Origin of the sequence: Actinomadura sp. CNU-125, from assembly GCF_001942465.1 — a bacterium.
Classification (GTDB): Bacteria; Actinomycetota; Actinomycetes; order Streptosporangiales; family Streptosporangiaceae; genus Spirillospora.
Genome location: NZ_MKJY01000056.1, coordinates 1 through 21,409, shown reverse-complemented (window position 1 = coordinate 21,409; position 21,409 = coordinate 1). Strand labels below are relative to the sequence as shown.

Genomic DNA, 21,409 nt, shown 5'->3' with positions numbered 1-21,409 from the left:
CCGCGGTGCCGGAAGGGCTCCCGCGGTCCGCGGCGTCTGGAGGGCGCCGCGAGTCAGGACAACGTACCAAAGGTTCAAGCGGAGGCAAATCCCCACTAAAACGACAACGGACCAGGTAGGACCTGGTCCGTCGTCTCCGGCGCCCGCTCCGCCGGCCTCGGCCGAGGCCCGCGTCACAGGGGCGCCCTGGCACCCGGGGGGTGTGTCAGGGGCGTCCGGCGCCGTAGTAGTTGTTCAGGTAGTAACCCGAGTCGATGCTCACGATCTCGACGTTCTTGCCGGTGCGCGGCGCGTGGATCATCTTGCCGTTGCCGACGAACATGCCCACGTGCCCGAGACCGCTGAAGAACACCAGGTCACCGGGCTGCAGGTTGTTCTTGGAGACCCGCTTCGTCGCCGCCCACTGCGAGTTCGTCGTGCGCGTGATGCTCACGCCCGCCGCACCCCAGGCCTTCATGGTGAGACCCGAGCAGTCGTAGGAGCCCGGGCCCTCGGCGCCGTACACGTACGGCTTGCCGAGCTGGGCGTAGGCGAAGTCCAGCGCCGTCCCGGCCGCACCGCTGGCGGGACCGTTGTAGGTACCGCCGGTGCCGCCCGAGCCGCCCGAGGAAGAAGAGGAGGTCGTCCCGCCGAGCCGGCGGACCAGCTTCTGCTGTTTGTCGATCTCCTTGTCGACCTTGTCCTTGTGCTTCTTGATCTCGTCGGACTTGGCCTTGACCTCCTCGTAGGCGCTTGGCCTGCGCCTGCTCCCGGCGGAGCCGCTGGGTGGTGGCGATGAACTGGGTCAGCTCGGAGCTGCGCTCGCGCGACAGCAGCGAGAAGACGGCCGACTGGTCGAGGATCGCCTGCGGGTTCTCGCTGCTGGCGAAGCCCGCCACCTTGGTGGCCTCGTCGCCGCCCTTCTTGTAGGCGTCCGCGGCCATCTGCGCGACGTTCCGGCGCTGCTCGTCGAACTTCGCCTGTTCCTCGGTCGCGCTCTTGTTCGCGGCCTTGTACTTCTTCTTGGCGATCTTGAGCTTTTCGCCGATCTGGTTGTACTTCTCGACGTACTGGTCGACCTTCTCGTTGAGCTTGTCGAGCTTCTCCTGCGCCTCCGCGGCCGTGGGCTCCGGGTCGGCGTGCGCCGCCACCGGGGCGGACACCAGCGAGGTCGTCACCGCGAGACAGGCGGCGACCGCCAGCCCGCGAAACGCGCCCGCCGTCCCGAGCCCGCCCTTACGGCGCTTGGGCTCCCCGATGTGATCATTGGTCACGGTCGAAATCAGCCCCTCTCGTCGACGACACAATCAGCCGACGACATTAGCGAGGCCCCACAACCGTCACAACCGGTTCATCACTATTTGCTTGGTTTCTCACCTGAACGCGTACTTCTTGTCACGACAAGATCACGGACCGCTCGCCGGGACGTCGGCCGCAGTGGCGCTCCAGCGCCGCGACCTGGGACATTTCTCACCTCAGGACCGGCCGAGCCGGCGCAGCAGAAGCGAGGACGGGCACGGCCGGGCATTCGCGCGCCGCGCCGCGTCGGCCACCTCGCGGTCCGAGGACACCACCACCACGGGCCGTCCCGGCGGCTCCGCCCGCACCAGCTCCCCGATCAGCTCGTCGGCGATCTGCCCCGGGCTGCTGAACTTCACCCGCACCCCGCGCGGGGCCGCGATCGCCACCGGCGCGTCCAGCTCCGCCCCGTCGAACACGCACGTCACCTCGGCGCGGGTCTGCGCCGCGAGCCCGCCCAGCCCCGACACCAGCCGGTTGCGCTGGTCGGCCAGCGGCAGCTCCCCGTACCCCGTCTTGGTGACGTTGTAGCCGTCCACGATGAGATGCACCTGCGGCAGCGCCAGCAGCCGGTCCAGCAGCTGCGGGTCGCTGTCCGACAGCGCCCGCCCCGGCAGCGTCCGGTGCGTCAGCGTGTCCGGCTCCATGCCGCCCACCGCGTCCGCCGGACGCCCGATCGTGGACGGCAGCGCCAGCTCCCGCCGGACGCCCTGCGAGGCGTCCTGCAGCACGTCGAGCAGCATCCGCAGCCGGACGTCGTCGACGTTGCGGCCCTCGCGCGCCGCGCGCTTGACCGCCTCCGCCGCCGCCTCCGCCCGCTCCGTCCGCGACCGCAGCTTGCGCAGCTCCTTGTCGGACGCGGCCGCGCGCTCGCGCGCCGCCGACAGCTCCCGCTCGGCGTCGCCGGTCACCTCGGCGGCGTGCTCCTGCGCCGTGCGCGCCTTCGTCCGCGCCTCGTGCAGCTTGCGGCGCAGCTCGGTGACCTCCGACTTCGCGGTGCGCAGCTCCGCCCGCAGCTTGTCGAACTCCGCGGCGCGCGCCGTCCGGGCCGCCGCCAGCTCCTCCTTCAGCGCGGTGACGCGCCGCTCGGCGTCCTGCTCCTGCGACACCGTCGCGGACCGCTCCAGCTCCGCGCGCGCCGCCTCGACCAGATCCGTCCACCCGGACGGCCGCAGCAGGTACCCCAGCATCGCGACCCGCACCGGGTCGGCCGCGGGCGGGACGTCGCCGCCCTCGACGGCCTCGGCCAGCTCGGGCTGCGCGGCGCGCAGCGGCTCGGCGACGCTCGTCCGGAAACCGGCGTCCTTCTCCAGCAGCGCCGCGATGTGCTGCCCGGCGAGCTTGGCCCGCTTGCGGCGCTCGAACCGCGCGAACCGGCGCAGCGGCATCGGCACCTCACCGGGCGGCAGCGCGCCGAGCAGATCGGCGGCGGTCTCCACCACCCCGTGCCGCACCGCCTCGGGCAGCGGCCGCTCCAGCCGCTCTTCGGGCCCGCTGTCGATGGTTCCGCTCCTTCCGGGTTCCCGCCGGTGCGCTCGTCGGAAGACGAATCTTCCCGAGCGCCCGCGCCCTAACCGGAGCCGCCACCCGGCACCGGCATGGCGGACGGAACGCGCCGAGCTGCTGCGCGCGGCCGTTCCCCCGGGCCCCGTCCGGCCGATCCTGCAACCCTAGCGGCACGGGCCCGCGCCGGTGGTGCCGTCCGTGACTGTCGGTGGCGTCCTCTACGGTCGCGGTCATGACGACTGTGCACGGGAACGATGTGCCGGACGTCGGGGTCCAGGGCACCTTGGACGACCTGGGAACGCCCCTGGCCGAGGTCACCTTCGTCGTGGTCGACCTCGAGACCACCGGCGGGTCCGCGGCCGACTCGGCCATCACCGAGATCGGCGCCGTGAAGGTGCGCGGCGGCGAGGTCCTCGGCGAACTCGGCACGCTCGTCGACCCCGGCGGCCCCGTCCCGCCGTTCATCACCGCCCTGACCGGCATCACCACCGCGATGGTGACGGCCGCGCCCCGGATGGACACGGTGCTGCCGTCGTTCCTGGAGTTCGCGCGCGGCGCCGTCCTCGTCGCGCACAACGCCCCCTTCGACATCGGCTTCCTCAAGGCCGCCTGCGCCCGGCAGGGACGCGCGTGGCCCGCGTTCCCCGTCGTCGACACCGTCGACCTGGCGCGCCGCGTCCTGTCCCGCGACGAGGTCCCCAACTGCAAGCTCGGCACGCTCGCCCGGTTCTTCCGCACCACGGCCGAGCCGACGCACCGCGCGCTCGCCGACGCCCGCGCCACCGTCGAGGTGCTGCACGGCCTCATCGAGCGGCTCGGCTCCTTCGGCGTCACCTCGCTGGAGGAGATGCGCGGCTTCGCCAAGGCGCCCACCCCCGAGCAGCGCCGCAAGCGGCACCTCGCCGACGGCGTGCCGAGCGCCCCCGGCGTCTACCTGTTCGAGGACGACGCGGGCGAGGTCCTGTACGTCGGCAAGAGCGGCGACCTGCGCTCCCGCGTGCGCAGCTACTTCACCGGCTCGGAGACCCGCCGCCGCGTCCGCGAGATGGTCGGCCTCGCCGAGCACGTCCGGACGATCCCGTGCGCCATCGGGCTGGAGGCCGAGGTCCGCGAGCTGCGGCTCATCGCCGAGCACAAACCCCGCTACAACAAGCGGTCGAAGTTCCCCGAACGGGCCATCTGGCTGAAGCTCACCGACGAGCCGTTCCCCCGGCTGTCCATCGTCCGCGAATGCCGCGACGACGGCGCCTGCTACCTCGGGCCCGTCTCGTCCCGGCACCAGGCCGAGGAGGCCCGCGCCGCGCTGCACGAGGCCGTCCCGCTGCGGCAGTGCACCCAGCGGCTCACGCCCCGCCTCATCGAGCGCGGACGGGCCCGCACCTGCGCCCTCGCGGAGCTGGGCCGCTGCGGCGCCCCCTGCGACGGGCGCGAGTCCGCCGCCGACTACGCCGCGCACGCCGACACCGCCGCGCGTCATGCGCGGCGACGTCCGTCCGGTGGAGGCCGCCGCGCGCGTCCGCATCGACCGGCTCGCCGCCGAGCTGCGCACGATAGGCCGCCGAGCAGCGCGACCGGCTCGCCGCGTTCGTCCGCGCCGCCGCGCGCGGGCAGCGCCTCGCCGCGCTCGCCGCGCTGCGGAGCTCGTCGCCGCCCAGCCCGCCTTCGACGGCGGCTGGGAGCTGTCGGTCGTCCGGTACGGGCGGCTCGCCGCCGCGGGCACCGTCCCGCCGAACGCCCGTCCCCGCCCCTACGTCGACGCCCTCATCGCCACCGCCGAGACGGTCTTCCCGCCCGCCGGGGGCGCACCGGGCGGCGTCCCGCGCGGCGCCGCCGCCGCGGGCGCCACCGCCGAGGAGATGGAGTGCGTGCTGCGCTGGCTCGACCGTCCGGGCGTCCGCCTCGTCGAGGTCACCGGAACGTGGACGTGCCCGGCCCACGGCGCCGAAGGACGCCGCGAGCGGCTCGACCGCGCGTCCCGCGACCGGGCCTACGGCGACCGGGCCTACACCGCGCACGCGACGCAGTCGCGCGCGTCCCGCCGCCCGCTGCGCTGACCCCGCTACAGTGACGTGATCGTCCGCGCACCCGAGGGGACCACCCGCGCATGGCACTGCCTCTCTACGACAGCCAGCCCGCACGCCGCGTGCCCTGGGTGACGTACCTGCTGGTGGCGGCCAACGTCGTGGTGTTCCTGCTCACCCCCATGTCGAACTTCGCCACCTGGTACGGCGAGGGCGAGGTCCGCGAGTGCAACGCCGCGCACTTCAGCTTCGAGTACGGCGCGGTGCCCAAGGAACTGACGACGGGGGAGCGGCAGCCGCTGCCGACCGAGATCCGGCACGCGTGCGGGCCCGACGACGACGGCAAGATCCCGTGGACGTCCGCGTTCACCTCGATGTTCCTGCACTCGGGCGCGCTGCACCTGCTCGGCAACGTCGTCGCGCTGTTCGTCGTCGGCATGGGGCTGGAGGACCGGCTCGGACGGTGGCGCTACCTCGCCGCCTACCTGCTGTTCGGCCTCGCCGCCGTCTACGGGTTCGCCTACACCTCGCCCGACTCCATGGTCCCGCTCATCGGCGCGTCCGGCGCCATCGCGGGGGTGATGGGCGCCTACGTCATCCTCAACCCGCGCGGCCGCATCGTGAGCTACGTGCCGCCGATCATCGTGATCCGGCTGCCGGTGTGGGTCGTGCTCGGATACTGGTTCGTCCTGCAATGGCTCTCCCTGAACCAGGAGGAGAGCAACGTCGCCTACACCGCGCACATCTACGGGTTCGTCGCCGGAGTGGTGTTCGCCGTCCTCGCCCGCCGCGCGGGCCCGGCGCGGCGCCTCGCCGCACTGAGCCGCGGCTGACGGTCCCGCCCCGCACCCGGCGGCGGCCGACGGGCGCGGCGGTCCGTCCCGATAGAGTCGGACCGTCACGGAAAAGGGGAGGGTGCAGTGGTCACTGCGATCGTGTTCGTCAAGGCCGACGTCGCGCGCATCCACGAGGTGGCCGAGGCGATCGCCGCGCTGGACGGCGTCAGCGAGGTCTACTCCGTCACCGGGGACAACGACCTCATGGCGATGGTCCGGGTCCGCCGCCACGAGGAACTGAACGACGTCATCCCCGGGCGGCTCAACAAGGTCCCCGGAGTGGTCGGCAGCGAGACGCACATCGCCTTCCGCACCTACTCCAAGCACGACATCGAGGCCGCCTTCGCCCTCGGCCTCCCCGACGCCGACTGAGGCTCGCCGCGGTCGCCGGCCCGGGGCGTGCCCGGCACGCCGCGGGCCGGCGGTTCCGGCGTCAGCCGCGCAGGCCCTGCGACACCTCGATCCAGCGGTCGAGGAGCTCGTTCGCGGCGCCCGAGTCGATCGCGCGGCCCGCCCGCTCGTACCCGGCGCGCAGCGCGCCGGTGAGCTCGCCGGCGGACGGGACGCCGTCGTAGGCCGTCATCAGCGCGGCGGCGTTCAGGAGCACGATGTCGCGGACCGGGCCGGTCTTCCCCGCGAACAGGTCGCGGGCGACCCGCCCGTTGAAGGCCGCGTCCGCGCCGCGCAGATCGTCCGGCGCGGCGGGCGGGATGCCGAGGTCGGCCGGGGTGAAGGTCGTCTCGGTCGCGGTGCCGTCGCGGACGACCCACACCGTCGAGGTGCCCGTGGTGGTCAGCTCGTCCAGGCCGTCGTCGCCGCGGAACACCAGCGACGAGCAGCCGCGGGACGCGAACACGCCCGCGATGACGCCCGCCATCCGCGGGTGGTACACCCCGACGGCCTGCGCGGTGGGCCGCGCCGGGTTCGTCAGCGGGCCGAGGAAGTTGAACACCGTGGGCGTGCCGAGCTCGGCGCGCGTCCGCCCGGCGTACCGCAGCGCGGGGTGGAACCGGGGCGCGAAGCAGAAGGTGATGCCGGTCTCCGCGACGACCCGCGCGGTCGCCTCGGGGGACAGGTCGATGGCGACGCCCAGGTGCTCCAGCAGGTCGGCGGAGCCGCACGACGACGACGCGGCCCGGTTGCCGTGCTTGACGACCGTGACGCCCGCCGCCGCGGCGACCACCGCCGCCATCGTGGACACGTTCACCGTGTGGGCGCGGTCGCCGCCCGTCCCGACCAGGTCGGCGATCGGACCGGGCACGTGGATCGGCGTGGCGTTGTCCATCATGCCCTCGGCGAGCCCGGAGACCTCGGCGACGGTCTCGCCCTTGGCGCGCATCGCGACGGCGAAGCCCGCGATCTGCACGTCGGTGGCGTCCCCCGCCATGATCGTGTTCATGGCCCAGGACGTCTCCTCGCTCGTCAGCGATTCGCCGTCGAGCAGCGCGTTCAGCAGTGCGGGCCAGGTCGTGCGCGCGTCCATGTCTCCCCAAGGATGAGGTCGGTCACCGGGGGACGCGCGGGACGGCTTCCCGGCCGGGGCTGCTGGCCGGGGCTCCGCCCCCGCCTCCCCGGCGAGCTGGGCTTACAGGGCCGGAAGGCGGTTCTCGAGGCGCCGGCGCATGAGGCCGGCGAGCGCGTTCGCCAGGGCCATCGGGTCCAGCGGCAGGGCGACCACGGCGTCGGCGCGCGACCAGGTCGCGAGCCAGCCGTCGTCGCGCCGGGCGATGATGGCCAGCACCGGAGGGCAGTCGAAGACCTCGTCCTTGGCCTGGCGGCACACGCCGAGCCCGCCCGCGGGCTGCGCCTCGCCGTCCACGACGAGGACGTCGATGCCGCCCTCGTCGAGCCGCCGCACCACGGCGGGCTGCGTCGCGCACTCGACGAACTCGACCCGCGGCACGTCGGCGGCGGGACGTCGCCCGATCGCCGTCCGGATCTGGGCGCGGGTGTTCGCGTCGTCGCTGTAGACGAGAACCTTCATCGGGCTCTCCGGGGCGGTGCTCATGTCGATGAAGGTTACCCGGTCCGCGCCGCGCGCACGAGATCCAGGGCGGGTTTTCGGCGGTCGGGCGGGCATCCGGCGGGTCGGCGGGCGGGTCGTCGGGCGGTCTTCGGGAACACGCCCGGGAACTCTAGGAGGGGGGTCATGCGTCACTCACGGGATGGGGGCGCAATAATGCTGCCCGTGACAGCATCCGCGATAGAGACAACACCTCACGCACGGGCGAACCGTCCCAATCTGGTCAGCGTGGGGACGATCGTTTGGCTGTCGTCCGAGCTGATGTTCTTCGCGGCGCTGTTCGCGATGTTCTTCACGATCCGCTCCGTGACGATCGGCCAGTCCGGACAAGACGCTTGGCCGGGCGCCCCGCTCGACGTTCCGTACGCGTCGATCAACACCACCATCCTGGTGCTGTCCTCGGTGACGTGCCAGATGGGCGTGTTCAAGGCGGAGGCCGGGAAGGTGGGGCGCGACGGCGGCCTGCTGAACTTCCGGCGCTGGGGACTGCGCGAGTGGTACGTGCTCTCATTCCTGATGGGCGCCGTCTTCGTCGCCGGGCAGGGCTACGAGTACTACAACCTCGTCACGCACGACGGCCTGACGCTTTCGTCCTCCGCCTACGGGTCGGTCTTCTACCTGACCACCGGATTCCACGGGTTGCACGTCATCGGCGGCCTCCTCGCGTTCCTGTTCGTCCTCGGACGGACGTACGCCGCGAAGAGATGGACGCACGAACAGGCCACCAGCGCGATCGTCGTGTCCTATTACTGGCACTTCGTCGACGTGGTGTGGATCGGTCTGTTCGCGACGATCTATCTGCTCGACCTGTGACGACCTGACCCGATTGACCTACCAGACGACATGACCCGAACGGGGATTTCCGTGAAAAGGTTCACCGCATGGCGACGGCGCCCGTGGGCGGCTACGCCGTCGTGCTGGCGGCCCTGGCGGCGATCGGCGTCATCTACGCCGGCTTCTCGCCGCAGACCGAACGCGCCGAGGCGGCGGCGGGCAAGGCCCAGACCGCCGAGGACATCGAGCACGGCCAGCAGCTGTTCAACAAGAACTGCGCGAGCTGCCACGGGCTCAACGGTGAGGGCACCAAGGACGCCGAGGGCAACTGGATCGCTCCCAGCCTCATCGGGGTCGGCGCCGCCTCCGTCGACTTCCAGGTCAGCACGGGCCGCATGCCCGCGATGAACCCTGGTGCGCAGGTCCCGCGCAAGGACCCGATCCCCGTGTTCGACACGGACATCGAGACGGACCACGAGGAGCCGGAGAAGCGCGAGGCCGCCGAGAAGCAGAAGGCGGAGGCCGAGGACAACCTCCACGACCTGATCGCCTTCATCGACTCCCTGGGCGGTGGCCCGGCGATCCCGCCGGAGTCGGTCACCGACCCCGAGGGCGGTGACGCCGCGCTCGGCGGGAAGCTGTTCCGCACCAACTGCGCCCAGTGCCACAACTTCACCGGGCAGGGCGGCGCTCTCACCGGCGGCAAGTACGCGCCCGAGCTGTCGACCAGCGACGTCACCCCGACGCAGATCTACGAGGCCATGCTGACCGGCCCGCAGGCGATGCCGGTGTTCAACGACACCACGCTCACGCCGAAGGACAAGCAGGCCATCATCGCCTACCTGGTGGAGACGCGCGAGGAACCCAACCCCGGCGGCTGGGGCCTCGGCCGCATGGGCCCGGTCAGTGAGGGCCTGGCCGGATGGCTGTTCGGCATCGGCTTCCTGGTGCTGGCGGCCATGTGGATCACTGCGAAGAAGCCGAAGAAGCTGAAGAAGTCATGAGCGACGACAACAAGGAGACCGCGGGCTCGACGGGCCCGCGCGAGGAAGGCGGGCCGCGCGAACGCGTGATCGGCACGCCTCCCCGGCGAGGGACAAGGCGCTCCTCGCCGAGGACGACATCTCCGCGCCCGCGGGCAGCGGGGAGCAGTTGGACGAGCAGTCCGCCAGGCGCGCCGAGCGCGTCGTCGCACTGCTGTTCCTGCTCGCGTTCGCGGCGAGCGTCGCCTTCATCGCGTACTACATCGGCTGGAGCGGCCGCAACGGCGGCATGCACGGGATCCTGCGCGCGCAGGAGTCCAACTTCTGGCTGGGCGGCACGATGGCCGCCGCGTTCCTGCTGCTGGCGGCGGGCGTCACCATCTGGGTGCGCCGGCTGATGACCAGCAAGCCGATCACGCAGGAACGCCACGACCTGACCAGCGACGCGGAGACGCGCGCGGCGTTCACCGAGGACTTCCTGGAGGGCGCCGCCGACAGCGGCCTCACCAAGCGGCCGCTGCTGCGCCGGACGCTGCTGCTGGCCGCCGCCCCGCTGGGCCTGGCCCCGCTGGTGCTGCTGCGCGACCTCGGCCCGCTGCCGGAGAAGCGGCTGCGCCACACGCACTGGGGCGAGGCGGTCGAGAAGGCCAAGGCCGAGGGCAAGAAGGGCGTCCGCCTGGTGGTGGACGGCACCCACAAGCCGCTCCGGGTCAGCGACTTCGCGACGCCCGGCTCGATGATCACGGTGCTGCCCGAGGGCATCGAGGAGCACGTCTCCGAGCATGACGTGCTCACCGAGACGGCCAAGGCCGTCACCATCCTGATCAATGTGCCGGAGGGCCAGTTCAAGCCCGCCGAGGGCCGCGAGAACTGGCACGTCAACGGGGTCGTGGCGTACTCCAAGGTCTGCACGCACGTCGGCTGCCCCGCGGCCCTGTACGAGCAGACCACGCACCACATCCTGTGCCCGTGCCACCAGTCGACCTTCGACGCGACGGACGCCGCCAAGGTGATCTTCGGTCCGGCCGCGCGGCCGCTGCCGCAGCTGCCGCTGAGCGTCGAGGACGGCTACATCATCGCGACGAGCGACTTCCCCGAACCCGTCGGCCCGAGCTTCTGGGAGCGCGGATGAGCGACACGACGGCTCCGAAGGCGATCGAGGGAACGCTGGGCTTCATCGACGAGCGCCTGGGCTCCACGAGCTTCCTCAAGCGCAACGTCAAGAAGGTCTTCCCGGACCACTGGTCGTTCATGCTGGGCGAGATCGCGCTGTACTCGTTCATCGTCCTGCTGCTGACCGGCACGTTCCTGACGCTCTGGTTCAAGCCGAGCATGGTCGAGGTCGTCTACGACGGCTCGTACGACCAGCTCAAGGGCGTCAAGATGTCCGAGGCGTACGCCTCGACGCTGCACATCAGCTTCGACGTCCGCGGCGGTCTGCTCATGCGGCAGATCCACCACTGGGCGGCGATCCTGTTCATGGCGTCGATCCTGGCGCACATGCTGCGGGTGTTCTTCACCGGCGCGTACCGCAAGCCGCGCGAGCTGAACTGGCTGATCGGCATCACCATGTTCATCCTGGGGATGCTGGAGGGCCTGTTCGGCTACTCGCTGCCGGACGACCTGCTGTCGGGCACCGGCCTGCGGATCACGCAGGGCGTCCTCGAGGCGATCCCGGTGGTCGGCACCTACGGGTACATGTTCCTGTTCGGGGGCGAGTTCCCGGGCACCGACATCGTCCCGCGGATGTACATGCTGCACATCCTGCTGATCCCCGCCCTCATCCTCGCGCTGGTCACCGCGCACATGATGATCATGTGGCATCAGAAGCACACCGCGATGCCGGTCAAGAACCAGACCGAGAAGCAGGTGTACGGCTACCCGTTCTACCCGGTCTTCATGGCCAAGACGGGCGCCTACTTCCTCTTCACGTTCGGCGTGCTGGCCCTGATGGGGGCGTTCTTCCAGATCAACCCGATCTGGCTGTTCGGGCCGTACGACCCCGGGGCCATCTCCGCGGGATCGCAGCCCGACTGGTACATGGGCGTCCTGGAAGGATCGCTGCGGCTCATGCCCGGGTGGGAGACCACCCTGTGGGGCCACACGATCAGCTGGAACGTCCTGATCCCCGCGGCGGTCCCGCTCGGCATCGTCTTCGGCGGCGCGATGGCGTGGCCGTTCATCGAGCAGTGGGTGACCGGCGACCGGCGTCAGCACCACGTGAACGACCGTCCGCGCAACGCCCCGGTCCGCACCGGGATCGGCATGGCGGCCGTCACCTTCTACGGGCTGATGTGGCTGGCCGGCGCGAACGACGTCATCGCGGAGAAGTTCCACGTCTCGCTGTTCGCCACGACGTGGTTCTTCCGGGTGACGATCTTCGTCGGGCCGGTGATCGCGTACATCGTCACCAAGCGGATCTGCCTCGGCCTGCAGCGCCGGGACGCCGACGTCCTCGGGCACGGCGTGGAGAGCGGCATCATCACGATGTCGCCCGACGGCAAGTTCGCCGAGCGGCACGAGCCCGCCAAGGAGGAGGAGCGCGCCAAGCTCCTCGCCAAGGAGAACGCCCGTCCCGCGCCCCCGACGAAGGACGCGCAGGGCATCCCCGCGCCGTCGTCCAAGGGGCCCCTCGGGCACCTTCGCGCGCGCCTCAACCGGGCCTGGACCTTCGACGACATCCCCGTCGAGGAGCACGGCCACGACAACGGGCACGACGACGGGCACGCGGAAGTCGAGGGCGGCGAGGAGTCCAAGGAATCCAAGGAACTCCGCAGCTGACCGCGGCACTGTCACGGCCGAGGGCCCGTCACCGGACGACCGGTGGCGGGCCCTTCGCCGTTCCCGCGGATCCGCCGCGCCCCGCCGCTCCATATCCTGGATCGCGATGACCAAGACGCTCGTCGTGACCAATGACTTCCCGCCCCGCCCCGGCGGCATCCAGGCTTTCGTGCACGGCCTCGCGCTGCGGCGCCCGCCCGGCTCGGTGGTGGTGTACGCGCCCGCCTGGGACGGTGCCGCGCGCTTCGACGCCGCGCAGCCGTTCCCCGTCGTCCGGCATCCGGGCCCGCTGATGCTGCCGGAGCCGGGCGTGCTGCGGCGGGCCGCCGACGTGCTGCGCGCCGAGGACTGCGACTCGGTGGTGTTCGGCGCGGCGGCCCCGCTGGGCCTGCTGGCCCCGGCGCTGCGGCGGCGCGGCGCGCGGCGGCTGGTCGCTCAACGCCGGGCACGAGGCCGGATGGGCGGCGCTGCCCGTCGCGCGCGCGCTGCTCGGCCGGATCGGGGACGGCGTCGACGTCCTCACGTACCTGGGGGAGTACACGCGCTCCCGGATGGCGCGGGCGCTCGATCCGGTCGCGGCGGCGCGGATGGCGCACCTGGCCCCCGGCGTGGACGAGAAGACGTTCGTGGCGGCGCGGGCGGCGCGGACGTCCGCGCCCGGTACGGCCTCGCGGACCGTCCCGTCGCGGTGTGCGTGTCGCGGCTGGTGCCGCGCAAGGGCCAGGACGCGCTGATCCACGCGTGGCCGGAGGTGCTGCGGCGGGTGCCGGACGCGGTGCTGCTGCTGGTGGGCGGCGGCCCGTACCGGGCCGAGCTGGAGCGGCTGGCGGCGTCCCGCGGGGTGTCCCGTTCGGTGGTCTTCACCGGGAGCGTCCCGTGGGAGGAGCTGCCCGCCCACTACGACGCCGGTGACGTGTTCGCGATGCCGTGCCGCACCCGCCGCCGCGGCCTGGACGTCGAGGGCCTCGGCATCGTCTACCTGGAGGCGTCGGCGACCGGGCTGCCGGTCGTGGCCGGGGACTCGGGCGGCGCGCCCGACGCGTCCTGGACGGGGAGACGGGCACGGTCGTCCCGGGACGGACGGTCGCGCGCGTCGCGTCCGCCGTCGCCGGTCTGCTCGCCGACCCCGCCCGCCCGCGCCCGCGCGATGGGCGAGGCGGGGCGCGCGTGGGTGGAGCGGGAGTGGCGCTGGGAGATCCAGGCCGCGCGGCTCGGGACGCTGCTCGGGGATTGACCCCAAATACGCCCTTGGCGCTCATACCGCGGCGACGTTCTTGGTGACAGGATGCCGTATATGACTCGCCGCCCTACCTGAAGGAAGGCGCTTCCGGCCCGAAAGCCGTGGTCCGGCCCGAACCGGCCCGTGCCGGGGAGGCCGGACGACATCACAGACTGGGGGAAGGTGCGATGGAGAACGCGGGCGTCGAGCGCGCGTGGGTGCGGGTCCCCGGGGCGGCCGTCCGCTGGCTGGACGACCTCGACCCCGGGCAGCCCTCCGGGTACGAGCCGCCGCGCCGTCCGGACGCGGCCTGGATCCTGCACGCCATGTACGCGTGGGAGGAGGGCCTGGTCACCACGACCCACGACGACCTGCACCGGTCGGTCCGGGCGGTGTGGCCGCCCGAGCGCCCCGAGACCGGCGAGGCGGGCGAGGTGCTCGCCGACCTCGAAGAGATCACGATCGACACCGGCACCGACCTCGGCCGCACCGGGCGCCCGGGGCGCGGCTGGCGGCGGCTGCGCTGGCGGGAGCTGGCGCGCGGCTTCGGGGAGCCGGTCGTCCCGGACGGGCGCCGCCCGGGGAACCGCTGCCTGCGGCAGGCGCACCCGGCGGGCAGTTGGTCGGCGGCGATCCGGCCGCCCGCGGAGGGCTGCCTGGACCGGGAGAGCTGGCACCGGCTGATCGGGATCCTGCTGCGGCACAGCCCGTCGGGCGACGGCACCCGCTGCCTGGCCTACTACTGCCCGCTCGTGACGAACGACTGGGACGAGGACACGGTGCTCGTCGGGCGGCTCGGGGACGCCGGTGCGCTGTACGACCATCCGGACATGGAGAGCTGCCCGTCGAACCTGTGGGCCGAGGACCGCTCCTGGATCGTCTACTGCGACTGGGACCTGTGGGGCACGAAGGTCGTGGGGCCGACGTCGCTGGTCGACGACCTGCTGGCCGATCCCGAACTGGAGTGCGTCCGGCTCCCCTGGACGAGCTGACCGCGACACCGTGTTCCGCGCGACGGACGTGTTCCGCGCCGCCGCGACCCGTCTCGGCTAGGCCGGGGCGCGGCGGGCCGCGGCGATCAGCAGGGCGGCCGCGGCCAGCAGCGCGGCGAGGACGAGCGCGAGCGCGGCGCAGCCCCTGCCCGGTCAGCGCGGCGGCGAGCTGCGGCCCGAGGCTGGCCCCGGCGAACAGCAGCGTGCTGTGCAGCGAGACGGCGGGCGCCCGGGCGGCGCCGCCCGGGCGACGACGATCTCGATGAGGCCGGCGCGGCGACGGCGGTGCCCGCGGTGACGACCATCAGCAGCAGCGCGAGCCCGAACGTCCCCGGTTCCAGCAGGCCGATCAGCGCGACCCCGGCCGCCGACGCGGCGAGCGCCGCGCCCGCCCGGGCGGGCCCGGGGATCCGGGCTAGCCGCACGGTGAGGAACGGGATCGCGAGGATGACCGGCAGCGCGCTCGCGCGCAGCTCCAGCAGCCCGGTCGTGCCGGTGAGCTGCAGCCCGGTGTAGATCGCGACGAACGGGCCGAGCACGGCGGGGACCGCGAGGAACAGCGGCCACAGTCCGGGGGCGGCCAGCAGCCGCAGCATCGTGCGGTAGGCGGTGAGGGGCGAGGCCCCGCCGGACGGGCCGTCCGGCAGCAGCGTCCGGGCCAGTGCGACGGCGGCGAGGGCGAACGCGGCCGCGCCGGCGAGGAAGAACGACCGCCAGCCGAGTACGGCGGCCAGGCTCTGCGCGGCGAGCTGCCCGACGACCGCCGCGGCGAGGAAGCCGGTGGTCATGGCGGTGACGGTGACGAGCCTGCGGTGCGGCGCGACGCGTTCGCCGATGTAGGCCATCGCGACGGGCGGGAACGCGCCGATCGTCAGGCCCTGCAGGATGCGCAGGACGAGCGCGGCGTCGGGGGACGGGGCGGCGGCGACGAGCGCGGTGCTGACGGCGGTCGCCGCGACGCCGCCGACCATCACGCGGCGGCGTCCGAGCCGGTCCGACAGCGGGCCGAACAGCAGGAACCCGGCGGCGTAGCCGAAGCCGAACACGCTGACGAGCCAGGTGAGCGACGCGGGGTCGGTGCGCCAGCCGGACGCGGCGCGGCCGAGCAGCGGGATCATGCCGTAGAGCTGGGAGGTGGCGAGCAGGGCGGTGGCGGCGAGCGCGGCGACCGTCCGGCCGAAGGGGGCGTAGGCCGCTTCCGCCGTGGGGGAGGGGCCCGGCGCGGCGTTCCCGGCGCCGGTTCCGGGTCCGGGTCCGGGTCCGGCCTTCCGCGCGACGTTCCGTATGGGACTGGTCATGGCGGAGGACGCTAGCCAACCAACCGGTTGGATGTCAACCAACCGGTTGGTCGCCGTAGGCGGTATGATTCGCGCATGCCGAAGAACCCCGCGACCGACACCCGCGCCGCACTCCTCGCCGCCGCCCGCGAGGAGTTCGCCGAACTCGGCGTCGCCGGTGCGCGCGTCGACCGCATCGCCCGCCGCGCCGGGGTCAACAAGGAGCGGATCTACGGCTACTTCGGCAGCAAGGAGAAGCTGTTCGACGCCGTCATGAAGGACGCGCTCGACGAGTTCGCCGGGCTGACGGCCCTGCTGGAAGACGATCCGGCGGGGTACGTCGGCCGTGTCTTCGACCACTACGTGCGGCACCCCGACCTGCTGCGGCTGCTGATGTGGGAGGCGCTCTACGACCGGACCGGCGAGCTGCCCGACGAGCGGTGGCGGGAGGAACGCTGCCGGGACAAGGTCACCTACCTCGCCGACCACCTCGGCGAGCGGCCGTCCCCCGAGATCCGCCGCCTGGTGCTGTCCCTGCTGGGCGTCGCGATGATGCCGCTGGCGATGCCGCAGCTCGCCGGCCTGATGGACGTCCGCACCGAGACGCCCGACGACGTCGCGGCGCTGCGCGCGCACGTCGTGGAGTTCGCGCGGGCGGCGCTCGCGGACCGGAGCCCGGCCGGGTGATCACACCGGGTGATCATCGCGCGGGCCGCGCGACGTAGGATCGCGGCATGGACGTAGTGATCGCAGGCGGGCACGGGCAGATCGCGTTGCGGCTGTCCCGGCTGCTCGCCGCACGGGGGGACACGGTCCGGGGAATCATCCGCAACCCGGAACACGCGGACGACCTGCGGGAGGCCGGGGCGGAGCCGGTCGTCCGCGACCTGGAGTCGGCGACCGCCGACGAGGTCGCGGGCCTGCTCACCGGCGCGGACGCCGTGGTGTTCGCCGCCGGGGCCGGGCCGGGCAGCGGTGCCGCGCGCAAGGACACCGTCGACCGGGCCGCCTCGGTCCTGGCGGCGGACGCGGCGGAGCGGGCCGGGGTCCGCGACTTCCTGCAGGTGTCGGCGATGGGCGCGGACGAGCGGCCCGACACGTCCCGCGGCGACGTGTGGGCCGCCTACATCAGGGCCAAGGGCGAGGCCGAGGACGACCTGCGCGCGCGGGACGGCCTCGACTGGCTGATCCTGCGCCCGGGCCGCCTCACCGACGACCCGGGCACCGGGCTCGTGCGCCTGGCGGAGCCGCCGATCGGCCACGACGCCGTCACCCGCGACGACGTCGCCGCCGTCCTGGTGGCGCTGCTCGACGAGCCGCGCGTGCGGCGCCGCACCCTGGACCTGCTGAACGGCGGGACGCCCGTCGGCGACGCCGTCGCCGACCTGTGCGGCTGACGCCCTCCCCGGTCAGGGGGTGTAGAGGGCGTCGATCTCGCCGGAGAAGTCCTTCATCACCACGTTGCGCTTGACCTTGAGGCTCGGGGTGAGGTGCCCGGCCTCCTCGGTGAAGTCCACGCCGAGGACGACGTGCTTCTTGATCGCTTCGGCGTGGCTGACCGACTTGTTGGCGTCGGCGACCGCGGCCTCGATCTCGGCGGCGAGGTCGGGGTCGCGGCGCAGCTCGTCCACGGTCATCGCGGCGGGCTTGCCGTTGCGCTCCTTCCAGGGAGCGAGCGCCTCCTCGTCCAGCGTGATCAGCGCGCTGATGAACTTGCGGCCGTCGCCGACGACCAGGCACTGGCTGATCAGCGGGTGGGCGCGCAGCCGGTCCTCCAGCGGGGCGGGCGCGACGTTCTTGCCCGCGGCGGTGACCAGGATCTCCTTCTTCCGGCCGGTGATCTTCAGGAAGCCGTCGTCGTCGAGGGAGCCGAGGTCGCCGGTGTGCAGCCAGCCGTCGTCGAGCGACTCCTTGGTCGCGGCCTCGTTGTTCCAGTAGCCGCGCATGACGTTGATGCCGCGGAAGAGGACCTCGCCGTCCTCGGCGATGCGCACGTCCACGCCCGGGATCGGCTGCCCCACGGTGCCGATCTTGATGGCGCTCGGCCGGTTGACCGCCGCCGGGGCGGTGGTCTCGGTGAGGCCGTACCCCTCCAGGATCGTGATGCCGACGCCGCGGAAGAAGTGCCCGAGCCGCTCGCCGAGCGCGAGCCCCGCGTACTGCACCCGCCCGCCGACGGCCGCGCGCAGCTTGCCGTAGACGAGCACGTTGAACACCGCGTGCTTGGCCTTCAGTCCGGGACCGGGCCGGCCGCCGCCGTCCAGCGCCCGGCTGTAGGCGATCGCGGTCTCGGCCGCCGCCGCGAAGATCTTGCCCTTGAGTTCGCTCTCGCCCCGCGCCTTCTGCTCGGCGCCGTTGTAGACCTTCTCGAACACGCGCGGGACGGCCAGCAGGAACGTCGGCCGGAAGGACGCCAGGTCGGGCAGCAGGTTCGGGATGTCGCTGTGCCCGAGGACGATCCCGCCCTCGATGCTCGCGACCTCGATCAGCCGCGCGAACACGTGCGCGAGCGGCAGGAACAGCAGCGTCGCGCTGCCGTCCACGGCCACCTCGGAGATCGCGCCCTGCACGGCGTTGCGGGCGGTCAGCACCAGGTTCCCGTGGGTGATCTCGCAGCCCTTCGGGCGCCCGGTGGTGCCCGAGGTGTAGACGAGCGTGGCGACGTCCGACGCGCGGCGGGACGCGCGGCGCTCGGCCGCCGCGTCGTCGCCCACGTCCGCGCCCAGCCCGGTGACCTCGGCGACGGCGCCGCCGTCGATGCCCCAGACGTGCGTCAGGTCCGGGAGCGCGCCCCGGACCTGCTCGATCGCCGCCAGATGCGCGTCCGTCTCGGCGAACACGGCCTTGGCGCCGGAGTCGCCGACGATCCACTCGATCTGCTCGGCGGAGGACGTCTCGTAGATGGGGACGGCGATCGCGCCCGCCGCCCAGATGCCGTAGTCGAGGACGGTCCATTCGTAGCGCGTCTTCGACAGCAGGCCGACGCGGTCGCCGGGTTCGATCCCGGCCGCGATCAGGCCTTTGGCGACGCCGGTCACCTCCGCGGCGAACTCGGCGGCGGTCACCGCGCTCCACGCGTCGCCGCGCTTGCGGCGCAGCACGATGGTCCCGGGCGACTCGGCCGCCCGGGTGAACGGCGCGTCGGTCAGGTTGGCGGAGTCGGGGACCTCCACCATCGCGGGGACGCTGAACTCGCGCACGGCCTGCTCCTCGGTCGGTCTTCGCTGCTGTCGATCTTGCTGCTGCGGAGAAACCGCCCGGCTTCTCCGGAACGGCATGATACCCACGGGTAGCAAAGGTGCTCGCCCGGTGCGCACGCGACCGGGTCAACGGACGGCAAAGAGCGCGGCCGTCCCGTGGCGGCGCGGGCCGGTTCCCCTACGCTTGGTCGGGTCTCACAGGAACCTGGGCCGGGGGAGCCGCATGTCGCTGCTCGAAGTGATCGCGCTGACCGCCGCCGACGCGCGCGCCGCGCAGGAGGGCGGGGCCGACCGGATCGAGGTCGTCGCCGACATGGCCGCCGACGGGCTGACGCCCGACCCCGACGAGCTCGCCGCGATCCGGGCCGCCACCGACCTGCCGCTGCGCGTCATGCTGCGCGCCAACGCCGGGTTCCGCACCACCGGCGCCGAACTGGACCGGCTGCGGCACGCCGCCGCCGGGCTCGCCGAGGCGGGCGCGGACGGCTTCGTCCTCGGCTTCCTCGACTCGTTCGGCCACGTCGACGCCGCCGCGACCGAGAAGCTCGCCGCGGTCGCCGCGCCGCTGCCCTGGACGTTCCACCGCGCCCTCGACCACGCCGCCGACCCGGCGCACGCGTGGCGGACCGTCCGCGGTTTCGGCGGCGGCGGGCTCGACACCGTCCTGACCGCCGGTTCCGCGCGCGGCGTCGACGCGGGCGTGGAGGTCCTGGTGCGGCGCGCCGCCGAGGGGCCGGACGCGGCCGCGCTGATCATGGCGGGCGGCGGGCTGCGCCGCAAGCACGTCGCGGTGCTGGCGGCGCCGGCGTCACGTCGTTCCACGTCGGCACGGCCGTCCGCCCGGACGGCTCCTGGGACGTCCCGGTCGACCCGGCGCTGGTCGCCGAGTGGCGCTCGCTGGTCGCCGCGGCCGCGGGCGGCTGAGGGCCGCCGAGGGCGGACCCCGGACGTGTTCGGGGCGTTCTGTCCTATTAGAGTCGGTTCATGAGGATCCATGTGGTGAGCGACGTCCATGGCCGCGCGGAGGCCCTCCGGAGCGCGGCGGACGGCGCGGACGCCCTCATCTGCCTCGGCGACCTCATCCTGTTCATCGACTACGACGACCACGCCCAGGGCATCTTCGCCGACCTGTTCGGCCGCGCCAACGCCGACCGGTTCATCGAACTGCGGACGCTGAAGCGGTTCGACGAGCGCGCGCGTTCTCCCGCGACCTGTGGGCCTCGCTGGAGGGGGACGCGTGGCCGCACATCGAGAAGGCCGTCGACCGTCAGTACGCGGAACTGTTCGCGGCGATGCCGTCCCCCGCCTACCTGACGTACGGGAACGTGGACGTCCCGCGCATGTGGGCCCCGCACCTGCGCGACGGGCACCGCGTCCTGGACGGGGAGACCGCGGAGATCGGCGGCCTGCGGTTCGGGTTCGTCGGCGGCGGGCTGCGCACCGAGTACCGCACCCCCTACGAACTCGACGACGAGACGTTCGCGGCGAAGGTCGCGGCCGTCGGCGACGTCGACGTGCTGTGCTGCCACATCCCGCCCGCCGTGCCCGACCTGCTGTACGACACGGTGGCGCGCAGGTTCGAGCGGGGCAGCGAGGCGATCCTGGAGGCCGTCCACCGGACGCAGCCGCGGTACGTGCTGTTCGGGCACGTGCACCAGCCGCTCGCGTCCCGCATCCGCATCGGGCGGACCGAATGCGTGAACGTGGGCCATTTCCGTGCGCGCGGCGTTCCCTACGTCCTGACCGTGTGAAGGATACTGGCGGGGGGCGTCCACGCGAGGGAAACGCACCGTCCACGCACCGTTCACGCAGAGCCGGAAGGAAAACGCAGATGGCGGACCGCACGAGTTCTTCCGTCGCCGTCGAGGCCGGGCGGGCCGAGATCATGGCGGTGATCGCCGACCTCGAAGCGTATCCGGAGTGGGCGAGGGGCATCCGCGAGTTCACGGTGCTGGAGACGGGCGCGGACGGCCGCGCGGTGCGCGCCCGGCTGACGTTCGACGGCGGCCCGTTCAGCGACACCGTCGGCCTCGTCTACACCTGGGAGAGCGACGACCGGGTGACGTGGCGGCTGGCGGACAAGGGGTCGGTCGTGACCGGCCTCGACGGCGCCTACACCCTCGCCGCCGACGCGGACGGCACGCGCGTCACCTACGACCTGACCCTGGACGTCCGGGTGCGGGTGCCCGGGATGGTGAAGCGCAAGGCCGAGAAGCGCATCGTCGACACCGCGCTCAAGGGCCTGAAGAGCCGCGTGGAGAGCTGACCCGGAAACCTTCCCCCGACGCCCCCGACGTCCCCCCGACGATAGATGGATGATGGAGTCATGAGCGAGCAGCCGGGCGACATCCTGGACGAGGCCGGACGGGTCTTCGACGCGCTGCTGCGGCGCGCGGCCCGCACCGGCGTCTTCGGCGGCCCCCGCCGGCCGGACGACCGGGACCGTCCCGAACCGAACGGACCGAACGACGCGGCCGAGCCGGACGCCGCGGGGCGCCGCGGGCGGCGCGGGCGCCGAC

Annotated in this window: 20 protein-coding genes and 3 pseudogenes; 16 read left to right on the top strand and 7 right to left on the bottom strand. The window is 73.0% G+C overall.

Annotated features, from left to right (window positions below; translation table 11 throughout):
• Positions 1-205 precede the first annotated feature (205 nt).
• The 3 genes from BJF79_RS58930 to BJF79_RS08315 all read right to left on the bottom strand — a co-directional run bounded on the left by BJF79_RS58930 (position 206) and on the right by BJF79_RS08315 (position 2,732).
• Positions 206-457 carry a C40 family peptidase gene (locus tag BJF79_RS58930; protein ID WP_262401703.1) on the bottom strand — a complete coding sequence of 84 codons (252 nt, stop codon included), beginning with the start codon at positions 455-457 and terminating at the stop codon, positions 206-208.
• Positions 357-1,253: a coiled-coil domain-containing protein gene (locus tag BJF79_RS08320; RefSeq protein WP_262401702.1), complete on the bottom strand. Its 897-nt coding sequence runs from the start codon at positions 1,251-1,253 to the stop codon at positions 357-359. Before BJF79_RS08320 ends, BJF79_RS58930 begins: the two co-directional genes overlap by 101 nt.
• A 201-nt stretch (positions 1,254-1,454) precedes the next feature.
• Complete coding sequence (locus BJF79_RS08315; RefSeq protein WP_262401701.1) at positions 1,455-2,732, bottom strand: NYN domain-containing protein; 1,278 nt, start codon at positions 2,730-2,732, stop codon at positions 1,455-1,457.
• A 284-nt stretch (positions 2,733-3,016) separates the two neighbouring features.
• Between BJF79_RS08315 and BJF79_RS08310 the strand changes: the two are divergent.
• The 3 genes and pseudogenes from BJF79_RS08310 to BJF79_RS08300 all read left to right on the top strand — a co-directional run bounded on the left by BJF79_RS08310 (position 3,017) and on the right by BJF79_RS08300 (position 6,013).
• Positions 3,017-4,838: pseudogene (locus BJF79_RS08310) on the top strand (DEDD exonuclease domain-containing protein).
• A 50-nt stretch (positions 4,839-4,888) separates the two neighbouring features.
• On the top strand, positions 4,889-5,638 hold the full coding sequence (locus BJF79_RS08305) for a rhomboid family intramembrane serine protease (protein WP_075896000.1): 750 nt from the start codon (positions 4,889-4,891) through the stop codon (positions 5,636-5,638).
• A gap of 87 nt (positions 5,639-5,725) precedes the next feature.
• Positions 5,726-6,013: an Lrp/AsnC family transcriptional regulator gene (locus BJF79_RS08300; protein ID WP_075895998.1), complete on the top strand. Its 288-nt coding sequence runs from the start codon at positions 5,726-5,728 to the stop codon at positions 6,011-6,013.
• Positions 6,014-6,074: 61 nt separating this feature from the next.
• Here BJF79_RS08300 and trpD read toward each other — a convergent pair whose 3' ends face one another.
• Positions 6,075-7,124 (bottom strand): anthranilate phosphoribosyltransferase, encoded by a 1,050-nt coding sequence (trpD, locus tag BJF79_RS08295; RefSeq protein ID WP_075895996.1) that lies wholly within the window; start codon positions 7,122-7,124, stop codon positions 6,075-6,077.
• 102 nt (positions 7,125-7,226) lie between these two features.
• Positions 7,227-7,649 carry a response regulator transcription factor gene (locus BJF79_RS08290; protein WP_075895994.1) on the bottom strand — a complete coding sequence of 141 codons (423 nt, stop codon included), beginning with the start codon at positions 7,647-7,649 and terminating at the stop codon, positions 7,227-7,229.
• Between the two features lie 171 nt (positions 7,650-7,820).
• Between BJF79_RS08290 and BJF79_RS08285 the strand changes: the two genes are divergently transcribed.
• The 6 genes and pseudogenes from BJF79_RS08285 (at position 7,821) to BJF79_RS08260 (ending at position 14,413) form a co-directional block, all read left to right on the top strand.
• The gene (locus BJF79_RS08285; protein ID WP_143219785.1) at positions 7,821-8,477 is read left to right on the top strand and encodes a heme-copper oxidase subunit III; all 657 of its coding nucleotides are present in this window, start codon (positions 7,821-7,823) and stop codon (positions 8,475-8,477) included.
• A gap of 51 nt (positions 8,478-8,528) precedes the next feature.
• A pseudogene (locus tag BJF79_RS08280) lies at positions 8,529-9,442 on the top strand (c-type cytochrome).
• 148 nt (positions 9,443-9,590) lie between these two features.
• Positions 9,591-10,553, top strand: coding sequence for a Rieske (2Fe-2S) protein (locus BJF79_RS08275; RefSeq protein ID WP_316043303.1), 963 nt, complete (start codon positions 9,591-9,593; stop codon positions 10,551-10,553).
• Positions 10,550-12,202 (top strand): cytochrome b, encoded by a 1,653-nt coding sequence (locus BJF79_RS08270; protein ID WP_075895990.1) that lies wholly within the window; start codon positions 10,550-10,552, stop codon positions 12,200-12,202. The genes BJF79_RS08275 and BJF79_RS08270 overlap by 4 nt, the downstream gene beginning before the upstream one ends.
• A 106-nt stretch (positions 12,203-12,308) precedes the next feature.
• Positions 12,309-13,436, top strand: a pseudogene (locus tag BJF79_RS08265) (glycosyltransferase family 4 protein).
• Positions 13,437-13,609: 173 nt separating this feature from the next.
• Positions 13,610-14,413 carry a hypothetical protein gene (locus BJF79_RS08260; RefSeq protein ID WP_075895988.1) on the top strand — a complete coding sequence of 268 codons (804 nt, stop codon included), beginning with the start codon at positions 13,610-13,612 and terminating at the stop codon, positions 14,411-14,413.
• A gap of 86 nt (positions 14,414-14,499) precedes the next feature.
• Here the strand turns inward: BJF79_RS08260 and BJF79_RS08255 are convergent, their stop codons facing one another.
• Positions 14,500-15,711, bottom strand: coding sequence for an MFS transporter (locus BJF79_RS08255; protein WP_083733263.1), 1,212 nt, complete (start codon positions 15,709-15,711; stop codon positions 14,500-14,502).
• A gap of 75 nt (positions 15,712-15,786) precedes the next feature.
• Here BJF79_RS08255 and BJF79_RS08250 point away from each other — a divergent pair, with 75 nt between their 5' ends.
• Together BJF79_RS08250 and BJF79_RS08245 are read left to right on the top strand one after the other, a co-directional pair.
• Entirely contained in the window at positions 15,787-16,377 is a 591-nt protein-coding gene (locus tag BJF79_RS08250) for a TetR family transcriptional regulator (protein ID WP_075895986.1), read from the top strand.
• A 47-nt stretch (positions 16,378-16,424) separates the two neighbouring features.
• On the top strand, positions 16,425-17,087 hold the full coding sequence (locus tag BJF79_RS08245; protein WP_075895984.1) for an NAD(P)H-binding protein: 663 nt from the start codon (positions 16,425-16,427) through the stop codon (positions 17,085-17,087).
• Positions 17,088-17,099: 12 nt separating this feature from the next.
• Here the strand turns inward: BJF79_RS08245 and BJF79_RS08240 are convergent, their stop codons facing one another.
• The gene (locus BJF79_RS08240) at positions 17,100-18,890 is read right to left on the bottom strand and encodes an AMP-dependent synthetase/ligase (protein ID WP_075895982.1); all 1,791 of its coding nucleotides are present in this window, start codon (positions 18,888-18,890) and stop codon (positions 17,100-17,102) included.
• Between the two features lie 223 nt (positions 18,891-19,113).
• Here BJF79_RS08240 and BJF79_RS08235 point away from each other — a divergent pair, with 223 nt between their 5' ends.
• The 5 genes from BJF79_RS08235 to BJF79_RS08220 all read left to right on the top strand — a co-directional run.
• Positions 19,114-19,878, top strand: a complete 765-nt coding sequence (locus tag BJF79_RS08235; RefSeq protein ID WP_262401699.1) for a copper homeostasis protein CutC — start codon at positions 19,114-19,116, stop codon at positions 19,876-19,878.
• An 11-nt stretch (positions 19,879-19,889) separates the two neighbouring features.
• Positions 19,890-20,204, top strand: a complete 315-nt coding sequence (locus tag BJF79_RS58925) for a metallophosphoesterase family protein (RefSeq protein WP_262401698.1) — start codon at positions 19,890-19,892, stop codon at positions 20,202-20,204.
• The gene (locus BJF79_RS58920) at positions 20,183-20,641 is read left to right on the top strand and encodes a metallophosphoesterase (protein ID WP_262401697.1); all 459 of its coding nucleotides are present in this window, start codon (positions 20,183-20,185) and stop codon (positions 20,639-20,641) included. The genes BJF79_RS58925 and BJF79_RS58920 overlap by 22 nt, the downstream gene beginning before the upstream one ends.
• Positions 20,642-20,721: 80 nt before the next feature.
• Positions 20,722-21,156, top strand: coding sequence for an SRPBCC family protein (locus BJF79_RS08225; protein ID WP_075895980.1), 435 nt, complete (start codon positions 20,722-20,724; stop codon positions 21,154-21,156).
• A gap of 60 nt (positions 21,157-21,216) precedes the next feature.
• Positions 21,217-21,409: hypothetical protein (locus BJF79_RS08220; RefSeq protein WP_143219783.1), on the top strand; the 193-nt coding region annotated here is incomplete at its 3' end.